Genomic DNA, 22,901 nt, shown 5'->3' with positions numbered 1-22,901 from the left:
CTATAATGAAATTAGTTTTATGAGTGAAATGGGGGAAACTATGCGCGTTGATGAGGTCATGAAAGAAATTATACAACGGTGCAGATTGTATGGGGCACAGAGGATAATTCTGTTTGGATCCCGGGCAAAGGGAACTGCGACAGAGCGGAGCGATATTGACATTGCAGTGTCTGGAGTCGCTTCACACGAAATTCTTGATTTGCAGGAGAATTTAGAAGAGATTCCAACATTGTACACAATTGATCTGGTTGATCTTGATACTTGTCAGAATCAGCTGTTGTTGGAGGATATAAAACAATATGGACGAGAAATTTATAAGAAGATTTGAGTCGTTTAGAAATTCACTGGACTCTCTGGCGGAGGCGAAACAGCGTGATTTGTCAGATTCTTTTGTACTTAGTGGAACCAGTGCTAAATTCAGTATTACATTTGACTTGGCGTGGAAGGTTATGAAAGATATTCTGGTACAGTATTATGCAATAACTGGATTTGTCACTGGCTCACCAAGAGAAGTTCTCAGAGAATCATTTCAGGCGAATCTGATTACTGGTGATGAGTGGATGGATATGCTGAAAGTAAGAAATCAGCTTGCACACGACTATGATGGAGTGATTGTGAAAGAACATTGCGGGACAATTGTTCATGTGTATATTGATAAATTATATGATTTTAGAAAGAATGTTGAAAAATTGCTGAAAGAATAGTACATCGACCGGGGCGTGCCCGGTCGGTTGTGTTTTGGGGAGGTTTGGGCTGTGGCAAGGGTTTATTTTGTGAGGGAAGAGATCAGTGTGGAAGTTCCGGTGGAAACCAGCGTGCTGGAGGCGGAGATTCTGGTGGGGCTTGCGCCGGATGCGCCTTGCGGGGGGCAGGGAACCTGTGGGAAATGTCTGGTGAAGGTGGATGGAAAGCCTGTGCTGGCGTGTCAGACGAAAGTGGAAAAGGACTGTCAGGTGGAGATTCCTGGGAAGAAAAAAAGAGGTAAAATTTTGAGCGAAGGATTTTCCAGAAAGGTGAATTTCCAGCCAGAATTGCAGGTGAAAACAGTGTGGCTGGAGAAGACGGAGACTGGGGAAAAAAAGTCAGAGTGGGAGCGACTGGTGGAAGACGTATATGGAATCTCAGACAATAAAAGAACGTCAGATGTAGATTATGGGTGTATAAAAACAGATGTAAAACTTGCCGGAAGTCTCTATGAAAAACGAAGCTTCAATCCAGAGTGGCAAGTAGCCTATACAGATGAAGAAATCCTTGATTTAAGACCAATTGTTGGCGTCCATGAAGATTCTGTCCATGGAGTGAATAGTAGTGTTGAAAAAGGTGATTGGATTTTTACTGCGGCAATCGACCTTGGAACGACTACAATTGTGGGGTATCTTCTGGATGGTAGAACTGGGGAAAACTTGGCAGTAGAAAGTAGAATGAATCCCCAGATGCAGTATGGCGGAGACGTAATTCAAAGAGCCAATTATGCGCTGGAACATGGCACAGAAACGCTGAGCAAGTGCGTGCAGAAGACAATAAATAAAATACTGGAAAGTCTTATTGTAAAAACTCAAAAAGCCCCAAAAATAGCAAGTGGAAGGAAAAAAGTGAATGATCAAACTGTCAATGGCAAGACGAAAAACGCTGAATGGAAGCCAGGAGTGGAAGATATCTATCAGGTAAGTCTTGTTGGAAACACCTGTATGCACCATCTGTTTCTTGGAATTTCCCCGGCATCTTTGGTGCATGCACCTTATACTCCAGCAATTAGTCAGCCGCTTTCCCTACCAGCGTCTGCTTATGGAATTCAGATTCACCCAAAAGGTCAGTTACTTCTTCTTCCAAACATTGCAGGATACATAGGCGCAGATACCAGTGGGTGTTTGCTGGCTCTTCGACAGGATTTAAAAGAAGAAATAACTCTTATGCTGGATATCGGAACTAACACAGAGATGATCCTTGGAAATAAATATGGCCTGGCAGCCTGCTCTGCGGCATCTGGCCCAGCCTTTGAAGGGGCGAAAATCCAGTGTGGAATGCGGGGGCTTCCGGGAGCCATTGATCATGTGAAATATGAGAATGGAAAATGGCAGTATACCACAATTGGCGGTGAGAAGCCTGTAGGCCTGTGCGGTTCCGGACTGATCGATCTGGTGGCAGAGCTTCTGCGGACTGGATTGATAGATGAAACTGGAATTCTTCACAGCGGGCAGGAAAGATCAGACACGTTTATGCTTGTGCCACCAAAAGAAACTGGTTTTGCCCAATGTGGGCAGAATATGTCAGAGGATGAGCAAAGTGAGAAAATGGAGTGTCTACAGAGAAACGAAAAAAATGGGAGTGGGCAGTTGCGTTTTGAGAATGATTGCGGAGTCTATCTTACCCAGAAAGATATTGGTGAGGTTCAGCTTGCCAAAGCAGCCATTGCCGCTGGAATCCGACTCTTATTGAAGAAAAGAAACATAGAAGAATCTCAGATTCAGACTGTATATCTGGCTGGTGGATTCGGCAATTATATGAATGCGGAAAATGCAGCCCGGATTGGTCTGATTCCGGAAAGCTTTGTGAAGAAAGTACAATGTGTGGGAAATATCGCCGGGGAAGGTGCTAAGATTGCATTGCTGAATAAAAATGAGCGTCATGAGATTGAAAGAGCGGTACAGCGCATTGAATTTCTGGAACTGGCGGCTTGCCCGGAATTTCAGGACTGTTTCGTAGATGAGCTGGGATTTGAAAGGTAAAGAGATTTCCGTGTTTATTACAGGAAATTTTAGTGCTGATTTTATAAAAATAGAAGCAAGATATAAAAATAGAAGACAGAGAATTATAAAATGTTCTTGCATATTGTTATCTGTGGATAATAATGATTTAAAAAGGATTAGAGACATGAATTTCAAAGACTTAAAACAACTATGCCTATCCCATGGTTTCACCAACGTGGCACCCCTGGCCTGCGATACCATTGAACTAAAGCCAGAAGTACGCCAGATGTGTGCCTCCGATTCCTGTCACAAATACAACAAATGTTGGAGTTGTCCGCCCGGCTGCGGAACCCTGGAGGAATGCGAACAAAGAGTAAGAAAGTATAAACTTGGAATCCTGGTACAGACAGTGGGTCAGTTGGAGGATTCCATGGATGGGGAAGGCATGATGCGCGCAGAAGTCATGCATAAGGCTTCTTTTTATAGCCTGGAAAAAGATCTGCGGAAATTTTATCCGAACATGCTTCCCATAGGCGCAGGATGCTGCACAAAATGCAAAACCTGTACTTGTCCGGACGCTCCCTGCCGCTTTCCGGATCAGGCCTTTTCCTCAATGGAAGCATACGGAATGCTGGTCATGCAGGTCTGTCAGGCGAACCATCTTGACTATTATTATGGCCCTGGAAAGATTGCGTATACCAGCTGTTATTTATTAAAGTGAAACTGGGAAGATGAAATGCAGGTGGTTAGATATTTCACAAAGAAAAGTTGTATATGTGTCAAGTGAAGGAGTGTAAGCACAAAGAAATGAAAGCTTATATAGTATTTTACGATGCTTTGCTCTGAAATCCTGCATATGCATTTAGTTGTGAAATTATTCACAGTAAGATAGTATAATCGAATGAGAAAATAACAGAAGAGGAATTTCCCCAAATTGATATAAAATGAATTTGTAAAAAGCAAGACCATTTAGCGGAGGACTTGCAGCGGAGAGAACGATACGTTACTGGTCACGGAGTGAACAGTAACAACGATACTGTTACAGCTTGCGGAGAAGGCTGCAGCAGAAAAATTACAATTTCATATTGGAGGGAAAATGCCATGATTATTATTGGTGAGAAACTGAACGGATCCATTCCGTCAGTTGCAAAAGCCATTGCTGAGAAGGATGCGGACCTGATCAGAGAAAGAGCCAGAATGCAGGCAGAAGCGGGAGCCACATTTCTGGATGTATGTGCCTCAGTAGAAGAGGATGTAGAAGTAGAAACTTTAAAATGGATGATCGATCTTGTACAGGAAGTGACAGATACACCAATCTGTGTGGACAGTCCAAGTGCCAGATCCTGCGTTGCAGCCATTCCATTTTGTAAAAGACCGGGACTTATTAACTCTGTTTCCCTTGAGGGAGACAAAATCGACACGATTTTTCCAGTGATCGCAGACACAGACTGGGAGTGCGTAGCCCTTCTCTGCGATAACGATGGAATTCCGGATTCCGTAGAGCGCCGTATGAAAATTTTCTTCGGAATTATGGAAAAAGCAAAACAGTACGGCATTGCACCAAGCCGTTTACATATTGACCCACTGGTTGTAACCTTGGGAACAGACCAGACTGCACTGACTGTATTTGCAGACTGCTGCAGAAGAATCAAATACGAATATCCGGAAATCCACATTACCAGCGGACTTTCCAATATTTCCTTCGGTCTTCCGGTAAGAAAAAATATTAACCAGGCATTTATGGTTCTTGCTATGAATGCTGGTATGGACAGCGCCATCGTAGATCCTACCAACAAGAACATGATTGGTATGATCTATGCAACAAATGCACTGTTAGAGCGTGATGAATACTGCCTGGATTACATTGGTAAATTTGGAAATAAAGTCGAAGAAGAAGCTGCACAGCCAGCCCCTGCTTCTCCGCTTGATGAGAAAATGCAGAAGGTTTTCAAATTAACCCAGGATGGAAAAAATAAAGAAATCGGACAGGCTGTTCAGGAAGCTCTTGACGCAGGTTGTGACCCGACCGCAATCCTCAACGACGCCATGATCGGCGCTATGGCAGTAGTTGGCGATAACTTTAAAAAAGAGATCATTTTCGTACCACAGATGCTGGCAGCAGCCAGAGCTATGAAAGCTGGTGTGGAAGTTCTGAAGCCGTACCTTGCAACCGGCGAAGCTGGAAGTGCTGGAACCATTATCCTTGGAACCGTTGCCGGAGACCTTCATGATATTGGGAAAAACCTGGTTGGAATGATGTTTGAAAGTGCTGGCTTCGAAGTAATCGACCTTGGCGTTGACGTACCGATCCAGACCTTTATTGATACCGTAAATGCGCACAAAGAGGCAAGCATTGTTGCCCTTTCTGCTCTTCTTACCACTACAATGCCGTCCCTTCGTGACACTGTAGCAGCACTTCTGGAGCAGCCATTCAGAAGCCGTATTAAGATCATGGTTGGCGGTGCGCCGATCAGCCAGGAATTTGCAGATGAGATCGGAGCAGACGCTTACACAGAGGACGCAGCTTCTGCAGCAGAGCAGGCGAAGAAATATGCTGAATCTGGATTCTGTGCAAAGGCAGCAGCCGGAGAATTTGACGAGCCTGCCTCAGAAGGTACGGCGGGAAAAGCATCTGCAAGTGCAGATTCCGTAGTTGGCAGCAGTGCAGAGGAAACGGTAAATTCAGCAGCTGAAAAAACTGCTCAGGATAAGGATTCAGATAAAGCTTCCAGGAGCGCGGCAGTGCTTCAGGAGGATGATTCCTATGAAACTTCCGAGACAAACGGTACGTGGGTTCGACGTCCTCTTCAGGAAGTACCTCATTTTGTAAAAGAAAAAGTAGACTTAAGCAAGATCCAGCTTCCGAAGCCAGGTGAAGGCTACAAGGTAAATATGGAAGCTACCAAGGAGAAATTCCGCAATTACTGGGCACATAAGAATACAGGAAGACCGCTTATGTGCGTAATCGCAAGAAGACCTGAGGTAGAGCAGTATTCCGATGGAACTCCTGTTGAGGGCGGTTACCTGGATCAGATCTGCCAGGGCAAATACTACAACATGCCAGAAGAACTGAAATGGAAAGATATGGAGGATAAATACCAGAATCCTCAGAGAATCGTTGACCGTTACCGTTACTTCTGCGAGACTCACGCATTCCTTGGAGAGAGCTTTCCGAACCTGAATATCGACTTTGGACCAGGTTCCCTTGCTTCTTATCTTGGATCTGAGATTGGATTTAAAGAAGACACCGTATGGTTCAATAAGTGTCTGGACAGCTGGGACGGCGTTCCGAAGCTGACTTTTGATCCGGAGAATAAGTGGTTTAAGAAACACATTCAGCTTGCAAAAGACTGCCAGGCACTTGCTGGAGATGACTTCTATGTAGACATGCCTGACCTTATGGAAAATATTGACGTTCTTGCTTCTCTTCGCGGAGCACAGGACATCCTCTTCGACCTTTTGGATGAGCCGGAAATGATCGGAGAAAGAATTCAGGAAGTAACGGATATTTATTATGAATATTACGACCGCTTCTACGATATTATCAAGGACGAAGAGGGCGGAAACGCATACACCGTATTCCAGATCTGGGGACCGGGCAGAACCGTGAAACTCCAGTGCGACTTCTCCGCAATGATGTCACCGGAAGACTTCCGTAAATACATTCAGCCGTCCTTACGTACCCAGTCTGAAAATGTAGACCATGTACTTTACCATCTGGATGGACCGGCTGCGATCAAGCATATGGATGCTCTTATGGAAATCGATGGAATTGATGCTCTTCAGTGGACCAGCGGCGATGCCGGCCCGGACGGAACACTTCCGGATTGGGACGTGATCTACGACAAGACTATTGCAGCAGGAAAATCTATCTGGGTTAAAGTTTACTCCGGCGAATTCGAAGACTGGATCCGCAACGTAGACCGTATCGTAAAGAAATACGGTTCCCACAGCCTTTTCCTTCTTTTCCCGGAAATGTCCATGGAGCAGGCTGCATATCTTCTTGACTATGCAGACCGCAACTGGAGCGATGTGAAAGGAACCTTTGTAGAGTCCCTGGGACGCTAAAATATAAGAAAATCCATTGAATGAAACAAACACATATTCAAATCAAGTTTATTTTGTTAACCCCATAATAAAATAAAAATAGCAAAGTGCCGGACAGGTTATCTGCCCGGCACTTTGTGCTAGAAAAACAGTTGTCAATTTCTACTAAAATGTCTTACGAAAAACATTCGTTTTTGTAAATTTTCAAAAAATAAATTATAATTTTGTCAAAATGTGCTAATATAGAACTATGGTATCGAACTTAACTTAACCCATCTATCACCCTGGTCCAGGGAGAAAGGAACCCTTTATATGTGGCATGTAGAAACTGACTTTTTCGCTCTGGCCGTCTTCCTGATCATGCTGATCAAAGAACACTCCCAAAGAAAAACAAAGATGATCCCTTATGCTGTTTATCTTTTGCTTGCAGCAACCAATCCTTTTACCAGCTGGTTCTTTAAGCTTACCTCGGATATGGAATACAGCAGAGGCCCGTTATTTATGTCCTTGGGCGTTGGCTTTATCATGTTGTATTCGGTGATCGGTTTCGTGCTGGCTGATCATCAATGCCAGCTATGCAGTGGTTTATGTATGGTGCGATATCACCATAGAGGAACAGCGCCGGAAAGCCCTTTACCAGGAAATCAATGAGAAGAACCGGGAGCTTCAGGTGATCGCAAAAGAGGCAGAATCTGCAGCGGAGGCGAAATCTGAATTCCTTTCCCGTATGAGTCATGATATCCGTACCCCAATGAATGCGATCATGGGGCTAACTCATCTGGCTCTGGATGAGGATAATATAGAACAGATCAAGGAGTATCTCCATAACATTGAAGTGTCCACCAATTTCCTCCTTGGCCTGATCAACGACATTCTGGATATAAGCAAGATCGAACATGGGGATCTGAAGCTGAAGGATGACATTTTCCCGAGAGATGAATTTGTGAATTCCATAGATACGGTAATCGGTCCTCTGATGCGTGAGAAAAACATTAATTTCGTGATCCAGGTGCCGAACGATGTGGAGTGCATCCGGGTAGACCGCTTATGTTTCAGTCAGATTTTCTTTAACCTTTTATCCAATGCGGCGAAGTTCACGCCTACAGGCGGTACAGTAGAATTTAGCAGCGAACTGTTGGAGAAAAAAGACGCGAAAGTGAAACTGCGTTTCCGGGTAAAAGATGATGGAATCGGTATGAGCGAAGAATTCCAGAAGCATCTTTAAGATCCATTTTCCCAGGAGCGCTCCAAGATTGGGGACACGGTAAAGGGAACCGGCCTTGGTCTTCCTATTGTAAAAAGCCTGGTAGACATTATGGGCGGTAATATCCAGGTAAACAGTCAGCTGGGCAAGGGAACGGAATTTATTGTAGATCTTCCTGTTGAGATCGCAGAGAAGAGCGAGACTGAGGAGCAGGCCAACGTTTCCACAGACAATCTGAAGGATGCCAGAATCCTTCTGGTAGAGGACAACGAGATCAACATTTATGTAGTGCAGCTGATCCTGGAAAAAGCAGGCTGCGTGGTAGAGGTTGCAAGGGATGGAAAACAGGCGGTAGAGCAGTTCCAGCAGTCCGCAGATGGATATTTCAAGGCAATTCTTATGGATGTGCGTATGCCTGTGATGAACGGTATTGAGGCAACCAGGGAGATACGAGCACTTTCAAGAGAGGATGCGAAGAAAATCCCGGTAATCGCCATGACTGCAGACGCCTTTGACGAAGAGCGGAAGCAGACACTGGATGCGGGAATGAATTATCATTTGTCCAAGCCGATCAATCCGCAGATTTTGTACAATGTGCTTTCCAAGTATATGGGATAAAAGCATAAGAGGTAATGGACAGCTTTATAAGGGTTATGGATCAGAAAAATAATACTCTGATTCATAACCTTTTTATGATACAATGATAGAAGAACCAATGAAAAATTTACAGGAGGCAGACTATGAAACTGGAACGTGACAGCATTCCTCTTGATAAAGACTTTCCTTTTCAGATATCAGAGGTGGAATTAAATCCCACCAACAGCCATCCGGACACCTGGCACTGGCACAGTTATTTCGAGATTACCTGGGTACTGGAGGGAAAGGGCAATTATTTTGTAAACGGACAGGAATACACCATGGAGGAGAACGACATTATTATTTTTAATAATGTGGAGCCTCATGGATGGAATCTTCTTGGGGAAAATATGAAGCTTCTGGTGATGATCTTTTCACCGGAGTTTGTTGCTGAGAAAATCAGTGTTTTTGATACGGAATACCTGAAGCCGTTCGTGGAACGAGGAAGTAATTTTAAGAACAGAGTGGGCCATGAGGAAAAGGTGAATGCGGAGATCCGCACCAGTATCCGGGAAATTTATCAGGAGTGGAACCAGCGCAAGGAAGGTTATCCGCTGATGATCAAGGCAAATGTGCTGCGGATCCTTACCATGCTGATCCGCGCTTATCAGGATGAAAGCAAATCTGGCGAGATGCTTCGGGAAAAGAAAAACGCCATGAAGCGGCTGGAGCAGGCTTTTGCATACATAAATACCCATTATTGCGAGAAGATCACCCTTGAGGAGGTGGCGGCTTCCGCCTATATGAGTTCCAATTATTTTTCCTCTTATTTTCGGAAAGTGGCGAATATCAGCTTCAGTGATTATGTGACCCGTCTGCGTGTGAACCGCGCCCGGGAACTGCTTCGGGAAGAGGGGGCAAATGTGACAGAGATCGCCATGGAGTGCGGGTTCAACAACATTTCCAATTTTTACCGATTGTATAAGAAATATATGGGAAAAACTCCTGGGGATGAGAAGAGTAAAAACAGTCAGGGAGTACGGCCTGGTGGCAGTAAGTAAAAATAATTAAAATTCAGGAGTGGATATGACATAGACCTTTTGAAGGCTGGCATGTTAGGATGAAAGTAGGAAATTTTGTCCTGATATGACGGCCTTTTTATATAGAAAGTATAGTACATAAGAAGGAAAAATTGTACACACATTTCAATGGATTGTAGGGGCGCATATGCGGAATGCGTGCCATAATTACAACAAAAAGACGGAGGGAATGGAATATGATCAAAACAGAGAAGTATGTGCAGACAGAAGCGGCTGGGATGACTTATCGGCTGATCCCAGTGACAGAGAAAATTATCCGCTGTGTGATTTCAAAGGAGGAGATCCCGGAGGAGAAAGAGTCTCTTATTATTGAGAAAAAGGAGTATCCGATCGTTGATTTTGCAGCAGAGGAGAAAGATGGAAAGCTGGAATTAAAGACTGGGAAGGTGCTGGTTTCTTTAAATATGGCCGACGGATGTGTGACGTGGAAACATGCAGACGGCACTGACTGGTGTGTCCAGAATAAGGCGGACTTGACGAAAATTGACGTAGTACGCTATACAACTGGCGGGGAGAAACCGGTTATCAACCGTGTGAAAACAGTTGACGGTGAGCGTAATTTTATCCAGAACCTGAAGCCGGAGAAGGTGCGTGACGGTTATCGTGCAAGGGTTTTCTTTGACTGGAAGGAAGAGGAAGAAATTCATGGCCTTGGTCAGGCGGAGGAAGGAATCTACAATTATCGCGGACATAATCAGTATCTTTACCAGCACAATATGAGGATTCCAATGCCGCTTTTTGTTTCCACAGAGGGGTACGGAGTGCTGTTTGACTGCTGTTCTTTGATGACTTTTAATGATGAGGGACGGGAATCCTATCTGTTTTTGGATACGGTGGATCAGATTGATTATTATTTCATGGGCGGAAATACCATGGATGGAATTATCCATGACTATCGTTATCTGACGGGCAAAGCGCAGATGCTGCCGAAGTGGGCTTATGGCTATATTCAGTCCAAGGAGCAGTATTATACTGCCAAAGAATTAGAAGAAATCGTACGCCATTACAGAGAAATCGGGGTTCCGCTGGACTGCGTGGTACAGGACTGGAATACCTGGGATCCGGGCAACTGGGGGGAGAAGATCCTGGATCAGTCCCGTTATGGGGACAATAAGGAGTGCATGGAGCGGATCCATGAAATGCATGCTCACAGCATGGTTTCTGTATGGCCAAATATGAATGCTGGCGGAAAAAATCACCAGGAATTTTTTGATGCGGGATATCTTCTTTATGATTATGCAACTTATGATGCTTTTAATGAAAAGGCAAGGGAAATGTACTGGAAACAGGCGAAGGAGGGGCTGTTTGACCAGGGCTTTGACTCCTGGTGGTGTGATTCCACGGAGCCGTTTTCCGGTCCGGACTGGGGCGGTGCTGTGAAAAGAGAGCCTTGGGAGCGTTTCCAGATGGTTGGCGGCGAGCACAAGAAATACCTGGATCCAGCTGTGGCCAATGCTTTTGCCCTGGAGCATGCGAAGGGAATTTATGAGAACCAGAGAAAAGACCGGGAGGATATGCGTGTGCTGAACCTGACACGTTCCGGTTATGCGTCTGGTCAGAAGTATGCTGCTATGCTGTGGTCCGGAGATACCTGTGCAGACTGGAAGAATCTGAAGATCCAGATCGTAGAGGGACTGAATATGGGACTGAGCGGTTATCCTTATTGGACTTTGGATATTGGGGCATTTTTCACAGTTGCAGATAAGTGGCAGAACCGTGGATGCGGCTGCAACACAGATTCAGAGCCAAAGTGGTTCTGGCAGGGCAAATATAATGAGGGTGTGAAGGATAAGGGATATTGCGAGCTTTATACCCGCTGGCTTCAGATGGGGACTTTTCTTCCTATGTTCCGGTCTCATGGTACGGATACACCGAGAGAGATCTGGAATTTCGGGGAAAAGGGTACCATGTTCTATGATGCAATCGAGAAATTTATTAAGCTGAGATATCATTTTATGCCTTATATTTATTCTCTGGCTGGGGCAGTGCATTTTCAGGATGATACGATCATGCGAAGCCTGCTGTTTGATTTCCCGGAGGATAGGGATGCGAGAAGAGTGGAGAATGAGTTTATGTTTGGACCGTCTCTGCTGATCTGCGCGGTTACGGAGCCCATGTATTATGGTCCGGAGAGTACTGAGCTTAACAGGGAAAAAACATGGGAGTGTTATCTGCCGGCTGGTATGAGCTGGTATGATTACTGGACCAATGAGAAATACGAGGGCGGCCAGTATGTGACGGTGGAGGCACCGATTGACCGGATCCCGATTTTCGTGAAGGCTGGTGCGGTCATTCCAGTGGCGGATGGACTGGTTTATGCAGAGCAGGAGCCAGAGCAGCCAGTGCAGATCATGGTTTATCCTGGTGCGGACGGGGAGTTTGTGCTGTATGAGGATGAAGGAAATAACTATAACTTTGAGAATGGGGCGTATGCGACGACCAGATTCCAGTGGAAGGATGAGGCTGGACAGCTGCTGATCGGGCATAGAGAGGGCAGCTTCCCGGGAATGCGGGAAGCGGTCTATGAGACGGTGATTGTAAAATAGGGGGAAGCCGCGGCGCGGACGCCGAAAGAGAAAAAGTTGGAATTCACTTCGGGTTAGCACAGGTGTTGAAAGTAGGGAGAAGGAAAACTATATGAGAGTAGAAAGAAACAAGGCTATATTTACAGAGCCACCGGCGGCTGTGCCAGATGGAAATGTGGATGTGTCGGGGAGCGGAAGGTGGAAGATCTGGCAGAATGCGGGGACGAAGATTGACGCGCCGATTTTGGGAAATGGAGATCTGCTGGCAGCAGTGGCTGGAGATGGGAGATATCCCCAGTTCTGGTTTACCACCAATGACTTCTGGCAGATGGAGAGCGCGGCGAACTGGGAATTCTTTCATGATAACAGTTCTGCCAAATGTGATCCTGCGGTAAGCGGCGGAAGCCCCCGGCCGGTAGGGCGCATGGTGTTTGATATTCCTGCCATGGAAGGGGCAAAGTGGTATACGGAGCAGAATTTTGCCACTGGGGAAACGATAACAATATTGACAAATTCTGCTGGGGAGAAATGCTCTCTGAAAAGCTGGGTGGCTGCGGATGAGAACATTCTTGTGGTAGAGTTTGAGAGTGAGACAGACCTGGATCTGGAATTTGATTTTTATTTTCCAGACGAAACGGGAAAAGGCTGCGAAAAAGCTGTGGATGTCTGGGGAAGCGGCGAGTCGGAGTATATCCAGAATGGGATGTTCGTAGGACTGGTGACAGGGCGCCCGCTGCAGGTGAAGAAAATTGGCGGCGGGATTGTAAGTGGATACCGGCAGTTTTCTGATCATGTGGATATTCCAACTAAGGTGGGATTCGCAGGGGGATTTCTGAAGGAAACGAAAGGATTTGGAAATACAGGGAAGCTAAGTGACAGAAGCACTCATAGAAAAATAAAAGCTGGTAAGAAGGCGACTTTTGTTCTGCCAGTGCGCTCCTGGGCGAAGTGCAGCAGACCTTATGAGTATGCTTTTTCCCGGGCAAGGTGGATAACGGCAGAAGATGTGGAAGCTCTTCATGAACGGCACCTGGCATGGTGGAAAAAGTTCTGGAGCGTTTCTGAAATTGTCCTGGATGATCCGGTGATCGAGCAGCGGTATTATTTATCCAAATACATGCTGGCGAGCGTATCCCGGGATCCAGAATATCCGCCCAATATTCTTGGAATCAGCACTTTTGACCGCCCAGCCTGGAATGGAAATTATAAGATCAACTACAATCATCAGTCTCCCTATCTGAATCTGATGGTTTCCGGACATTTCCAGCAGTCCGATCCCCATGATGCGCCTTATCTGAAACTGATGGAAATTTCAGATGAGATGTGTAAGCGGCTGCTTCACCATGAGGGGCTTTATTATCCACTGGGACTTGGACCTCATGGACTAGTAAGCGAGGCTCTGCTTTTACATATGAAATCACCTGCCATTCACGGTGCTTTGAATATGATCTACCGTTATGGGATCACGGAGGATGAGACATATGCGCAGAGAGTTTACCCTTATCTTCGCGGCGTGGCAGATTTCTGGGAAAAGGATCTGGTGTGCAGGGATGGCGTTTACCATGTAGTTGGAGATGGCATGCACGAGCGTACAGATGGAAATATCCGTGACAATGGTGTGCCAGAGGATCCGGTGAATACATTAGGTTATCTGAAAACCTTCTTTACCTGGATGCCGAAAATCAGTGAGGCTCTTGGCCTGGATGAGAAAAAGAGGGAAAAATGGCTGGAAATTGCAGAGAACCTGGCGCCTTATCCAAAGGGGACCATTCGGGAGATTCAGGATAATCCCACTCTTTGGAAAGAGGTGGATGTGAAGCTGGAGGATCTGCTTCCGGAAGAAATGCTGGACAAAGAGATTTATTATGATGAAGGTGTTGGAGGCAAATGGTCTTTTCATTTTCCGGGAAATGTAATGCAGATTTACCCGGGCAATGCAATTGGACTGGGAAGTGATCCGGAAGAACTGGAAGTGGCGCGAAATACGGTGCAGATTCATGCAATGGTGGAGAATGCACTGGGGGAACTTGAATATAAGAGGGCACTTGAAAAAGCAGAAGGCGTGAAAAATCCTCATTTCTACAAAGCTGGCGCCTTTAACGCGTCCAACTTAAGCTGCCTGTTTTTTACTGCCGCAGTGCGTGTAGGCTACGATCCGGAAATCATCTGGAAAGAAATGCGCGACATGATTCTTAACCGTGGAATTCCTAATGGTTTCCTGAAGGAAAACCCTCACGGAATCGAGCAGTTGAACACCATCCCGGATGCCATCCAGGAGATGATGCTGCAAAGCTACGAAGGTGTGATCCGCATTTTCCCAGTATGGCCAAGAGTGAAGCATCCCAATGCCTCTTTCCGAAATTTCCGCGCCTGGGGCGGCTTTGAGGTAAGCGCTGCCCTGAAAAACGGCGAAGTAGAGCGGGTTACCATACTCAGCCACAAAGAGCACCCATGCAGAATCGAAAATCCATGGCCAGGAAAATCTGTGAAGGTTTCCTATGAATATGGAAGACCGAATGAAGTGCATTTCGGAGAATATATAAATATAGAATTGCATAAAGAAGAACATGCAGAATTGTTTATTTAGTGTATTGGATTCCAGCCAGTACACAGCGTTCGGGCAATGGGTATTACTCCAGCGAACCATTTCAGGCGCGCCCTTAGCGTAAGCGAAATCCACTGCTTACGGAGAATTAATCGTGAAGGCTCTCCTGAACGATTTAGTCGCAGCTAGCAGTTAGTTCGCTGGAGCGTTGCGTCGGTGAGTGAGTAATACCCCTTGTCCGAATGCGTCCCTTTTGAAACCCTTTTACCCCCTAAACTCCAACGGGCTTTTCCCCGTATGCTTCTTAAAGATCCTGCTAAAATACCCCTGATCGTGATACCCGCACATTTCCCCAATCTGCTTCACGGACAGCCCCGGCTCATGGAGCAGAAGCCGCTGGGCATGGCTCATGCGCAGGTTGATCAGATATTTGGACGGGGTACAGTCGTAGACCTGACAGAAAATTTTGGTCAGGTAGCTGGGACTGTAGTTCATGTTGTCTGCGATCAGGTTTAGATTAATGTCCTCGCTGTAATTTTTTACAATAAAATCCTTCAGCAAAGATGCGATCTGAGTAGGTGTCATGGCAGCAGTCTGAGCATTAAACACTTCTTCATAATCATTTCCGGCAATCTGAAATTCCTGCTTGATCTTCGACAAAGATTCCTTCAGTTCATCGGGATCAACCGGTTTCAGCAGATAATCAGAAACCTTCAAAGTAATGGCCTTTTTCGCATATTCGAAATCTGAAAATCCACTGGTAATAATAAATTTGGTAAATGGAAACTGCTCCCGCACTTTTGTGAGCAGGGTAATTCCATCCATCACAGGCATACGGATATCCGTAACCACAAGATCAGGGCTAAGCTTCTCTACCAGAGCCAGGGCCTGATCGCCTGTCTGTGCAGTTCCTGCCACCTGAAAATCCGGATCCGCTTTCTGGATTTTCTGGACAAGATTGTTGAGCAGAAGTTCTTCATCCTCCGCAACGATGACAGTGTACTTCATACTATTTTTAATTCCTCCTTGAGTGGCTGCGAAAGTCCCAATTGACAGTCATGAATTTCTCATGGAGACATGGGAAATTTATAAATGCCGGGGATGTCAGCCAGATTATTCACTTATGTTGTCAGCCTCATTCGCTGGGCTGTCTGTCCTGGAAAAATACCGCCCAATAGACACGATCCCATGTCCCTCAGCCGTATTTCCATATCTGAAAATAATATCTCCTTTACAGAATATTTTCCATCTGAGATACACATTTATGGTTCCCAGACCATTTATCTTCAGCTCCGGAAGTCCCGGATTCTGAATGGCTTTCATAATGTTGGCGGTGATCCGCTCCTTGGCTTCCTCCGTAAAGCCAGGACCGGAATCTGTCACCTCAATCTGCCAGCTTCCCTCAGTGACCACACTGGTAATGGAAATGTTCCATGGTGGTGCACAGTTCGAACCATAGCGAATGGCATTCTCCACAATAGGCTGGATGATCAGTTTGGGGACAGGCTGGGAAAGAAGGCTCTCGTCCACGTCGATGGTGTAATTCAGACTGGACTGATAACGGACCTTCATGCAGTACAGATACTTCTGCACGTAATCCAGTTCATCCTTCAAAGTCACCGTTGTCTCCACGGTGCTGGTAATATAACGCATGATCTGGGAAAGATTCCGGCACATTTTTACCACCGTCTCAGAATCTCCGTTCTCTGCCAAAACCATAATGCTGGACAAGGTATTGTAGTAAAAATGAGGGTTGATCTGAGTCTGTAAAGCCATGCTTCTGGCTTTCATTTCCTGCTCCTTTGCCTGATTCAGCTGCTCCATGGAATCCTTCAGATTGTCGCTCATCAGCTGAAAGGCCTGGTAAAGCTCCTCCAGCTCATTGACAGAAACCGGGTAGGCGGTGACTTTTTCCTGTCCAAGAGAGTCCAGCTCCATTCGCTGGATAATGTGTTTCAGATGTTTTACCGGTCTTACAACAGAACGGGAAAGACGGTAGGAGATCAAAACAGAGATGGTCAGGAACAAGGCCACGATTGCTGCCAGTACACGAAGGAGATTGTAAACAGGAGCCAGCACTGCTGATTCCGGCAAAACAGTGAGATACGTATATCCCGTGTAAGTGGAAACTGTCCGGGAAGCATATTCTGTTTTCCCGGTGAGCGGGCTGGCCAGGGTGCTGCTGGAGCCATCCGTCTGGGTAAGCTGATAATACGGGGCAAGATTCGCTGCTTCCTGGGAATCAATATCATATGGATAGATCAGATTGCCGTTGCTGTCGAAAACGTAGACATTGGCAGCATCCTCGTGATTTTTCTTTTGATAGGTAATAATACTTTTGAAGATAGATTTACATTGCTTGGCGGTTTCGATAACACCCACACCCCGTTTGTACTGGTTGTTAAAGGAACGGTACAGGGAAATAAACCACTGATCGTACTTGGCAGATTTGGAATATTCCTTGGTGCAGTAGGGCTGGGTGAGGATCTTTTTGCCCTCCAGCTCCCGGGCTGCCTGGATCCATTCCTCCTTGGATCCGTCGGTCTGCTTGACCAGAGTGGAAATTCCTGCTTCCAGTACATATCCGGAGAAGTCGTAAAGATTTACCTGGTCGGCTTTTAACTCTGTTCCGGAAAGGGAAATAAACAGGTCGGACATGTCTGAGAGCATATCGCTGGAAATACTCAGGCCAAAGGACTGGTCCAGAATGGATTTGGACTGATTACTATAGTTAATGTTTACAGATACCGCATCCAGATTGCGGATGGCGGAATCTACCTGTGTCTGAAAACTGGAATTCAGAGTGTTCATAGCGCTGATCTGACTTTCTTTCAGCTGCCGGGAAACAAAAACATAGAAAAAAATGGCAAAAGAAAACAGAATCAGGCAGGCCAGACTGATGTAGGCAAGGAAAAGTTTGGATTGTAAGCTGCGTGTTTTCATCTGGCAGAACCTCCCGTGAGTGTTTAGGAAAAAATCGTTGGGACTTGGGCAGCTGGCTGTATGATGGTGCCAGATGTACAAATCCATAGGTGAAACGTTAAAAATTAGTATAGCATATTTGTACATAAAGTACAAATGAATGAAGGAAAATAACGGTTTTATATATAAGAATTACGTTTGCTTTCGTACGAAAATATGAACTTATGTGAAAATAGTATAATTCACGGTGAAAAAAGTACAAATTGAAAGTAAGAATATCCATGGATTAAGAAGCCCCCAGCTGATAAAATAATATCATCAAAAGGACGAAGGAATCAGCGGAGATTCCTACATGAAAATGCCATTTAATAAAAGGAGGACATGTAAATGAAAAGAAAGAATTTTGTAGCAGTTGCATGTGCAGCTGCAATGATCGCGTCCATGACAAGCGGAATTACTGTATTTGCGGAGAGTACAGATTTTTCTGGTGAAGAGCTGAGCATTCTGGTATCTGCAGGCTGGATGGATAACAGATATGATGAGACAATTGCTCGTTTTGAGGATACCTACGATGTAACCGTAGACCTTCAGACAATCCCGGCTGACCAGTATTCTGATCTGCTTCAGTCCAAGCTGGCTACTGATTCCTGTGCAGATGTTTTCTGGATCCAGTCCAACCCATTTGCAATCGAGTCTACAATCGTTGATCCTGAGAAATATTGTATCGATTTTACAGGAGCTGAGTGGGAAGACCTTATGCCAGAAGCAAGAAAGGCATCCTGCGTATACAATGATAAATTATACGGACTTCAGATCTGGCACAACTCTCCAGAGTACGTAATGGTTTATAACAAGACCATGTTCGAGGAGAATGGCTGGGAAGTTCCTACCACATATGCAGAACTGAAAGACCTTTGCGCAAAGATCGCAGACGAAGGAATCACACCTTGGTTCATGCCAGGTGCAGACGGATGGCAGCATCAGCTGGCATTCTTCCAGATCGGCGGTGTTTATGAGGAAGCTACACCAGGTCTTTACGACGCACTGAATACAAACCAGGCCACATTCGCTGATAATGAGAAAATGCTTGAGGTTCTGAACGAGTTCAAAGAGCTTTCCGATAACGGCTACTTCGGAGAGGACTGGATCGGAACAGACAGCACCAACATGGCAAACGAGTTTGGTGACAGAAACATTGCAATGGCAATGGCAAACTCCAGCTATATTCAGCAGATCAAAGATGACACAGGCACAGAAGATGAGTTCGGTATGTTCCTGATCCCACTTGGCGACAACACCTGGTATCCAACCAACCCGGCTGGTCCTACCATGTTTGGTTACAAGGGAACAGAGCATGAGGATCTTGTAAAAGAATTCTTCAACTTCGTTACCTCCACAGAGAGCCTTCAGGAAATCCTTGACAACTCTCCTGCATACACAAACGTTGATATGAACGACGACGCAGTTGAGCAGCATTGGCTTCCAGAGGAAGAAGAGTTCCTTGCAACTGTAGATGACAGCAAGAAGAGCGTATCTGTTCTTCAGACTGGTACCAAATATACAAACGACTACTGGATGCAGTTCGGCCAGGATATGGTTGCATTCTGCCAGGGCGAGATGGAAGCAAACGATGTTCTTGCAAACATGGACACCAACCGCGCAGAGGCTGCTAAGACTGTAGGCGATGCAAACTGGAACTAATCATTATTGACATTATATTTTAGCAGAAGGTTTTTAATAAGGGTAGATCTTCAGTGCGAAGGAGTTTCTCCTTCGCACTGTTTGGTAAAGAGGAGTAAAGCTGGTCGGCGGATCAAGGCGTTTACTCTAAGGCGGAAGGATGTTCGTTTATTGCGGAGAAAACGGACAAGTACCCTTGAAATGCGGAGAATAGGAGGTACCGCCTGTGAATAAGAAGAAAATTTATCCCCAGTGGTTTTTGATTCTGCCACTGGCTTTATACATCATTTTCTTTTTGCTTCCCAGTATAATGGGTGTTGCATATTCATTCACTGACTGGAATTCAAGAAGCGTATTAAACGGTGTCCATTTTATTGGACTGGACAATTTTAAAGAGATTTTCACATCAAACAAAGATTATTTAAGTGGTATTGGAAATACATTGAAATTCACCATTATTTCCAACATCGTGAAGCTGATCCCGGCACTTCTGATCGCGATCATGCTTCAGGAAGGTCTGAGAGGAAAAGGTTTTTACAGGACCTTACTGTATCTGCCGTCCATCCTTCCATTTGTTATCATCGGTCTTGTTTTCAAGTCCATTTTGAACTATAACAATGGTCTTCTCAATGCAATTCTGGATGCACTTCATCTTGGAATCCTGAAACAGAAATGGCTGTCAGATCTGGGAGTCGTGTGGAAATCCATTTACGGTGTGGATGCATGGCGAGGTATTGGTTATGTTATGACCATTTTCCTTGCAGGCTTAAATACCATTCCGAAGTCTTATTATGAAGCTGCACAGATCGACGGTGCAAATTTTTGGCAGAGACTTCGCTATGTAACACTTCCAATGCTTAGCGGCGCTATTATGATCAACCTGGTATTCGGTATTACATACGGCTTGAAAGTATTTGATATTGTTTACGTTCTGACAAACGGCGGCCCGGGACATGCAACAGAGGTTCTTACCACTTACGCATTCCAGCTTTATTCCAGAGGCCAGTACGGAATGTCTTCCGCACTGAACAGTATCCTGCTTCTGATCACCGCGATTGTTGGTGTTATTATTGTTAAAACTTTAGGAAAACAGGAGGTACAGCAATGACAAAGAAAAAAATTCAGACTTTGCTGAAACATGTGATCTGTATTCTGTTGTGCCTGACCGTTATCCTGCCTTTCTATATGGTAGTGATCAACTCTTTCAAGGATAAGGGAGAGGCTTCCCGAATGAGTCTTGCCCTGCCAAAGGAATGGCTGTTTTCCAACTATACAGAGGTTATTGACAAGGGAAATCTGATCCAGGGCTTTTCAAACAGCTTACTTTACGCACTGGTTGCCACTACTCTTGGTGTTGTGCTCTGTGCAATGGCTGCTTTTGTAATGTGCCGCAAGCGTACCAAATTAAATGTGTTCTTATATTATTTTGTGCTTTGCGGACTGTTTTTCCCTGTAAACTATGTAACACTGGTGAGAGTGCTGACCACTCTTCATCTCAACGATACACGCCAGGGAATTATCATAGTTTTTACCAGTGCCATGATTCCGTTCTGTGTATTTACTATCCGTAACTTTGTGGTTTCCGTTCCTGTGGAACTGGACGAGGCAGCCGTGATCGACGGTGCAGGCCCTCTCAGCCTGTTTTTCAAGATCATCATGCCCCTTCTGAAACCAACTATGGTTACCTGTTTTATCCTGCAGTTCATGGGCGTATGGAGCGATTTCCTCACACCTTTGTATCTGTCCAGCAAGAGCAAAATGTTCCCGATGACCATGGCAGTATATCAGTTCTTCGGGAAAAATAAGAACTACTGGAACTATATTTTTGCAGATATCGTGCTTACCTGTATTCCGGTTATTATCGTGTATATGATCGGACAGAAGTACATCGTAGGCGGTATGACCTCCGGTGCGGTGAAAGAGTGATCTGGAGCCTGCAGCGAGGTAATAATTTATAATTGAAATTCCTTCTAAACCGGGAATGGTTCTTTGAATTTTGGAATTCGGAGAGCTGTTCCCGGTATTTTTTGCCTAAAAGATGTCTGCATTTGCCAGAATGCTGAAAAAATTTATGAAATGTGGTATAGTATCTGGAGAAAATGTAGGAGTGATAAAGTGATGAGACAGAATATTAAGAACAAAACAGATGAGAAAATGTGGAACCGGATTTGTCTGATCCCGGCAATTGTGCTGATATTGCTGGCGGGAATTGATAGTGTCCGTTTTGCAATTCTTGGTGATAAAACTGCGTTTATTACATTTGGGCTGATCGCAGCGGTATTTATGCTGGTGGCGTACACTGCGTGGAAAAGCAGGATGCCGTTTCTGTATTTGGTGATTGCTGTGGCGGCGTTTGTTCTGTATTTTAATACGAATTTTTCTACCAGCACTTATTACTTCAACTGGATGTTTCTGTTGGAAAGCATTGTTGCGGCAGCTGGGGGAATCCTGGGAACTGGGTATATGATCTGGAAAAAGACACCAGTTGAGAAAGCAGCAGTTTTTCCGCTGGTGGCAGCAGTTCTGATTGTGGCAGGGGCGCTGGGATTCTGGAAAACCAGATATGAGGCAGCGCACAGTACACAGGGACAGGCCCGAGATGAATTGTGGGCAGTTCCGGCGAAGTATGATGAGGAAGAGCCGGAGCAGGCTGGAACGGTGGAAGAAGTTGTGTATAATACCAAGGCTTATGCCACTGATGAACGGGATGTGAAAAAGACGGCTTATGTATATCTGCCTTATGGTTACAGCGAGGAGAAAGAGTACAATATTCTTTACCTGATGCATGGAACTGGTGATACTGAAAAGTATTGGCTGAAAACCAATCCATATAATAAAACCATGCTGGACAATATGATCGCAAATGGGGATATTGATCCGCTGATTGTGGTGACTCCGACTTTTTATGTAGAAGATGACTGCGCGGATGATCTGGACCAGCTGACCTATTCTTTTGCAAAAGAGCTTCGGAATGATCTGATGCCGGAGATTGAGTCTTCTTATTCCACTTATGCGAAAACAGCGGATACTGAGGGATTTTCCCAGAGCAGGGATCACCGGGCTTTTGCCGGATTGTCCAGAGGGGCGGTTACCATGTACCATTCTGTGCTGTGCCAGAGTCTTGATTATTTTTCCTGGTTCGGGGCATTCAGTGGAAGCAGAACGGATGCAAAGGTATTTGAGGATACTATTCAGGCTGAGGATTTTGCAGAACTACCCATTCACTATTTGTATGTGGCAAGCGGCAACTTCGACTTCGCCCTGCCGGGACAGGTGCAGGATTACCAGACACTTCTGGATATAGAGCCTCGGCTGACAAGCGGGGTGAATACATGCTTTGATGTATTTCCTATGAGATATCATTCTATGGGCAACTGGCATTTGGCGTTATATAATTATCTGCAGAAGATTTTCTAAGGAGCTGTGGCACAGTTGGCGTATATTTTCAGGCAGGTTGCGTTTTAAGTCGCGCAGCCTGCTTTTTGTTTGGTAGAATACGGATAGAAAATATGTGAAATTGCTATTTTGTGGGTTAAAAGTTCTTCAGAAGGGACGCATTCGGACAATGGGTATTACTCACTCACCGGCGCAACGCTACGATGAACTAATCGCTAA

At 45.3% G+C, this 22,901-nt stretch carries 16 protein-coding genes and 1 pseudogene; 15 read left to right on the top strand and 2 right to left on the bottom strand.

Annotated elements, in window-relative coordinates:
* The first annotated feature begins 19 nt into the window (after positions 1 to 19).
* The 11 genes and pseudogenes from ACTQ50_RS04240 to ACTQ50_RS04190 all read left to right on the top strand — a co-directional run bounded on the left by ACTQ50_RS04240 (position 20) and on the right by ACTQ50_RS04190 (position 14,726).
* Entirely contained in the window at positions 20 to 328 is a 309-nt protein-coding gene (locus tag ACTQ50_RS04240; protein WP_441483106.1) for a nucleotidyltransferase family protein, read from the top strand.
* Entirely contained in the window at positions 300 to 704 is a 405-nt protein-coding gene (locus ACTQ50_RS04235) for an HI0074 family nucleotidyltransferase substrate-binding subunit (RefSeq protein WP_226820298.1), read from the top strand. The genes ACTQ50_RS04240 and ACTQ50_RS04235 overlap by 29 nt, the downstream gene beginning before the upstream one ends.
* 51 nt (positions 705 to 755) lie before the next feature.
* The gene (locus tag ACTQ50_RS04230; protein ID WP_441483105.1) at positions 756 to 2,726 is read left to right on the top strand and encodes an ASKHA domain-containing protein; all 1,971 of its coding nucleotides are present in this window, start codon (positions 756 to 758) and stop codon (positions 2,724 to 2,726) included.
* Between the two features lie 145 nt (positions 2,727 to 2,871).
* On the top strand, positions 2,872 to 3,408 hold the full coding sequence (locus ACTQ50_RS04225) for a DUF2284 domain-containing protein (protein ID WP_441483104.1): 537 nt from the start codon (positions 2,872 to 2,874) through the stop codon (positions 3,406 to 3,408).
* 380 nt (positions 3,409 to 3,788) lie between these two features.
* Entirely contained in the window at positions 3,789 to 6,755 is a 2,967-nt protein-coding gene (locus tag ACTQ50_RS04220; RefSeq protein WP_441483103.1) for a cobalamin-dependent protein, read from the top strand.
* Between the two features lie 291 nt (positions 6,756 to 7,046).
* Positions 7,047 to 7,385 (top strand): hypothetical protein, encoded by a 339-nt coding sequence (locus tag ACTQ50_RS04215; RefSeq protein ID WP_441483102.1) that lies wholly within the window; start codon positions 7,047 to 7,049, stop codon positions 7,383 to 7,385.
* Positions 7,315 to 8,109 (top strand): annotated as a pseudogene (locus tag ACTQ50_RS04210) (sensor histidine kinase); the annotation flags it as partial. The gene ACTQ50_RS04215 and the pseudogene ACTQ50_RS04210, both read left to right, overlap by 71 nt.
* Positions 8,101 to 8,556, top strand: a complete 456-nt coding sequence (locus ACTQ50_RS04205) for a response regulator (RefSeq protein WP_441483164.1) — start codon at positions 8,101 to 8,103, stop codon at positions 8,554 to 8,556. The pseudogene ACTQ50_RS04210 and the gene ACTQ50_RS04205, both read left to right, overlap by 9 nt.
* A gap of 122 nt (positions 8,557 to 8,678) precedes the next feature.
* Entirely contained in the window at positions 8,679 to 9,575 is an 897-nt protein-coding gene (locus ACTQ50_RS04200; RefSeq protein ID WP_441483101.1) for an AraC family transcriptional regulator, read from the top strand.
* Positions 9,576 to 9,790: 215 nt separating this feature from the next.
* Positions 9,791 to 12,160 carry a TIM-barrel domain-containing protein gene (locus ACTQ50_RS04195; RefSeq protein ID WP_441483100.1) on the top strand — a complete coding sequence of 790 codons (2,370 nt, stop codon included), beginning with the start codon at positions 9,791 to 9,793 and terminating at the stop codon, positions 12,158 to 12,160.
* 91 nt (positions 12,161 to 12,251) lie between these two features.
* Entirely contained in the window at positions 12,252 to 14,726 is a 2,475-nt protein-coding gene (locus ACTQ50_RS04190) for a glycosyl hydrolase family 95 catalytic domain-containing protein (RefSeq protein ID WP_441483099.1), read from the top strand.
* A gap of 222 nt (positions 14,727 to 14,948) precedes the next feature.
* Here ACTQ50_RS04190 and ACTQ50_RS04185 read toward each other — a convergent pair whose 3' ends face one another.
* Positions 14,949 to 15,692 (bottom strand): response regulator transcription factor, encoded by a 744-nt coding sequence (locus tag ACTQ50_RS04185; RefSeq protein WP_441483098.1) that lies wholly within the window; start codon positions 15,690 to 15,692, stop codon positions 14,949 to 14,951.
* A 105-nt stretch (positions 15,693 to 15,797) separates the two neighbouring features.
* Positions 15,798 to 17,627 carry a sensor histidine kinase gene (locus ACTQ50_RS04180; protein ID WP_441483097.1) on the bottom strand — a complete coding sequence of 610 codons (1,830 nt, stop codon included), beginning with the start codon at positions 17,625 to 17,627 and terminating at the stop codon, positions 15,798 to 15,800.
* A 366-nt stretch (positions 17,628 to 17,993) separates the two neighbouring features.
* Between ACTQ50_RS04180 and ACTQ50_RS04175 the strand changes: the two genes are divergently transcribed.
* The 4 genes from ACTQ50_RS04175 (at position 17,994) to ACTQ50_RS04160 (ending at position 22,703) form a co-directional block, all read left to right on the top strand.
* Positions 17,994 to 19,307: an ABC transporter substrate-binding protein gene (locus ACTQ50_RS04175; RefSeq protein WP_441483096.1), complete on the top strand. Its 1,314-nt coding sequence runs from the start codon at positions 17,994 to 17,996 to the stop codon at positions 19,305 to 19,307.
* A 205-nt stretch (positions 19,308 to 19,512) separates the two neighbouring features.
* Positions 19,513 to 20,394 carry a carbohydrate ABC transporter permease gene (locus ACTQ50_RS04170; RefSeq protein ID WP_441483095.1) on the top strand — a complete coding sequence of 294 codons (882 nt, stop codon included), beginning with the start codon at positions 19,513 to 19,515 and terminating at the stop codon, positions 20,392 to 20,394.
* On the top strand, positions 20,391 to 21,212 hold the full coding sequence (locus ACTQ50_RS04165) for a carbohydrate ABC transporter permease (RefSeq protein WP_441483094.1): 822 nt from the start codon (positions 20,391 to 20,393) through the stop codon (positions 21,210 to 21,212). The genes ACTQ50_RS04170 and ACTQ50_RS04165 overlap by 4 nt, the downstream gene beginning before the upstream one ends.
* Positions 21,213 to 21,404: 192 nt before the next feature.
* Positions 21,405 to 22,703 carry an alpha/beta hydrolase-fold protein gene (locus ACTQ50_RS04160; protein WP_441483093.1) on the top strand — a complete coding sequence of 433 codons (1,299 nt, stop codon included), beginning with the start codon at positions 21,405 to 21,407 and terminating at the stop codon, positions 22,701 to 22,703.
* Positions 22,704 to 22,901: the final 198 nt, after the last annotated feature.

It is taken from the genome of Blautia sp. Sow4_E7 (genome assembly GCF_052116245.1).
In the GTDB taxonomy this organism is placed as follows: Bacteria; Bacillota; Clostridia; order Lachnospirales; family Lachnospiraceae; genus Blautia_A.
This window is presented reverse-complemented; position numbering and strand designations above follow the sequence as displayed.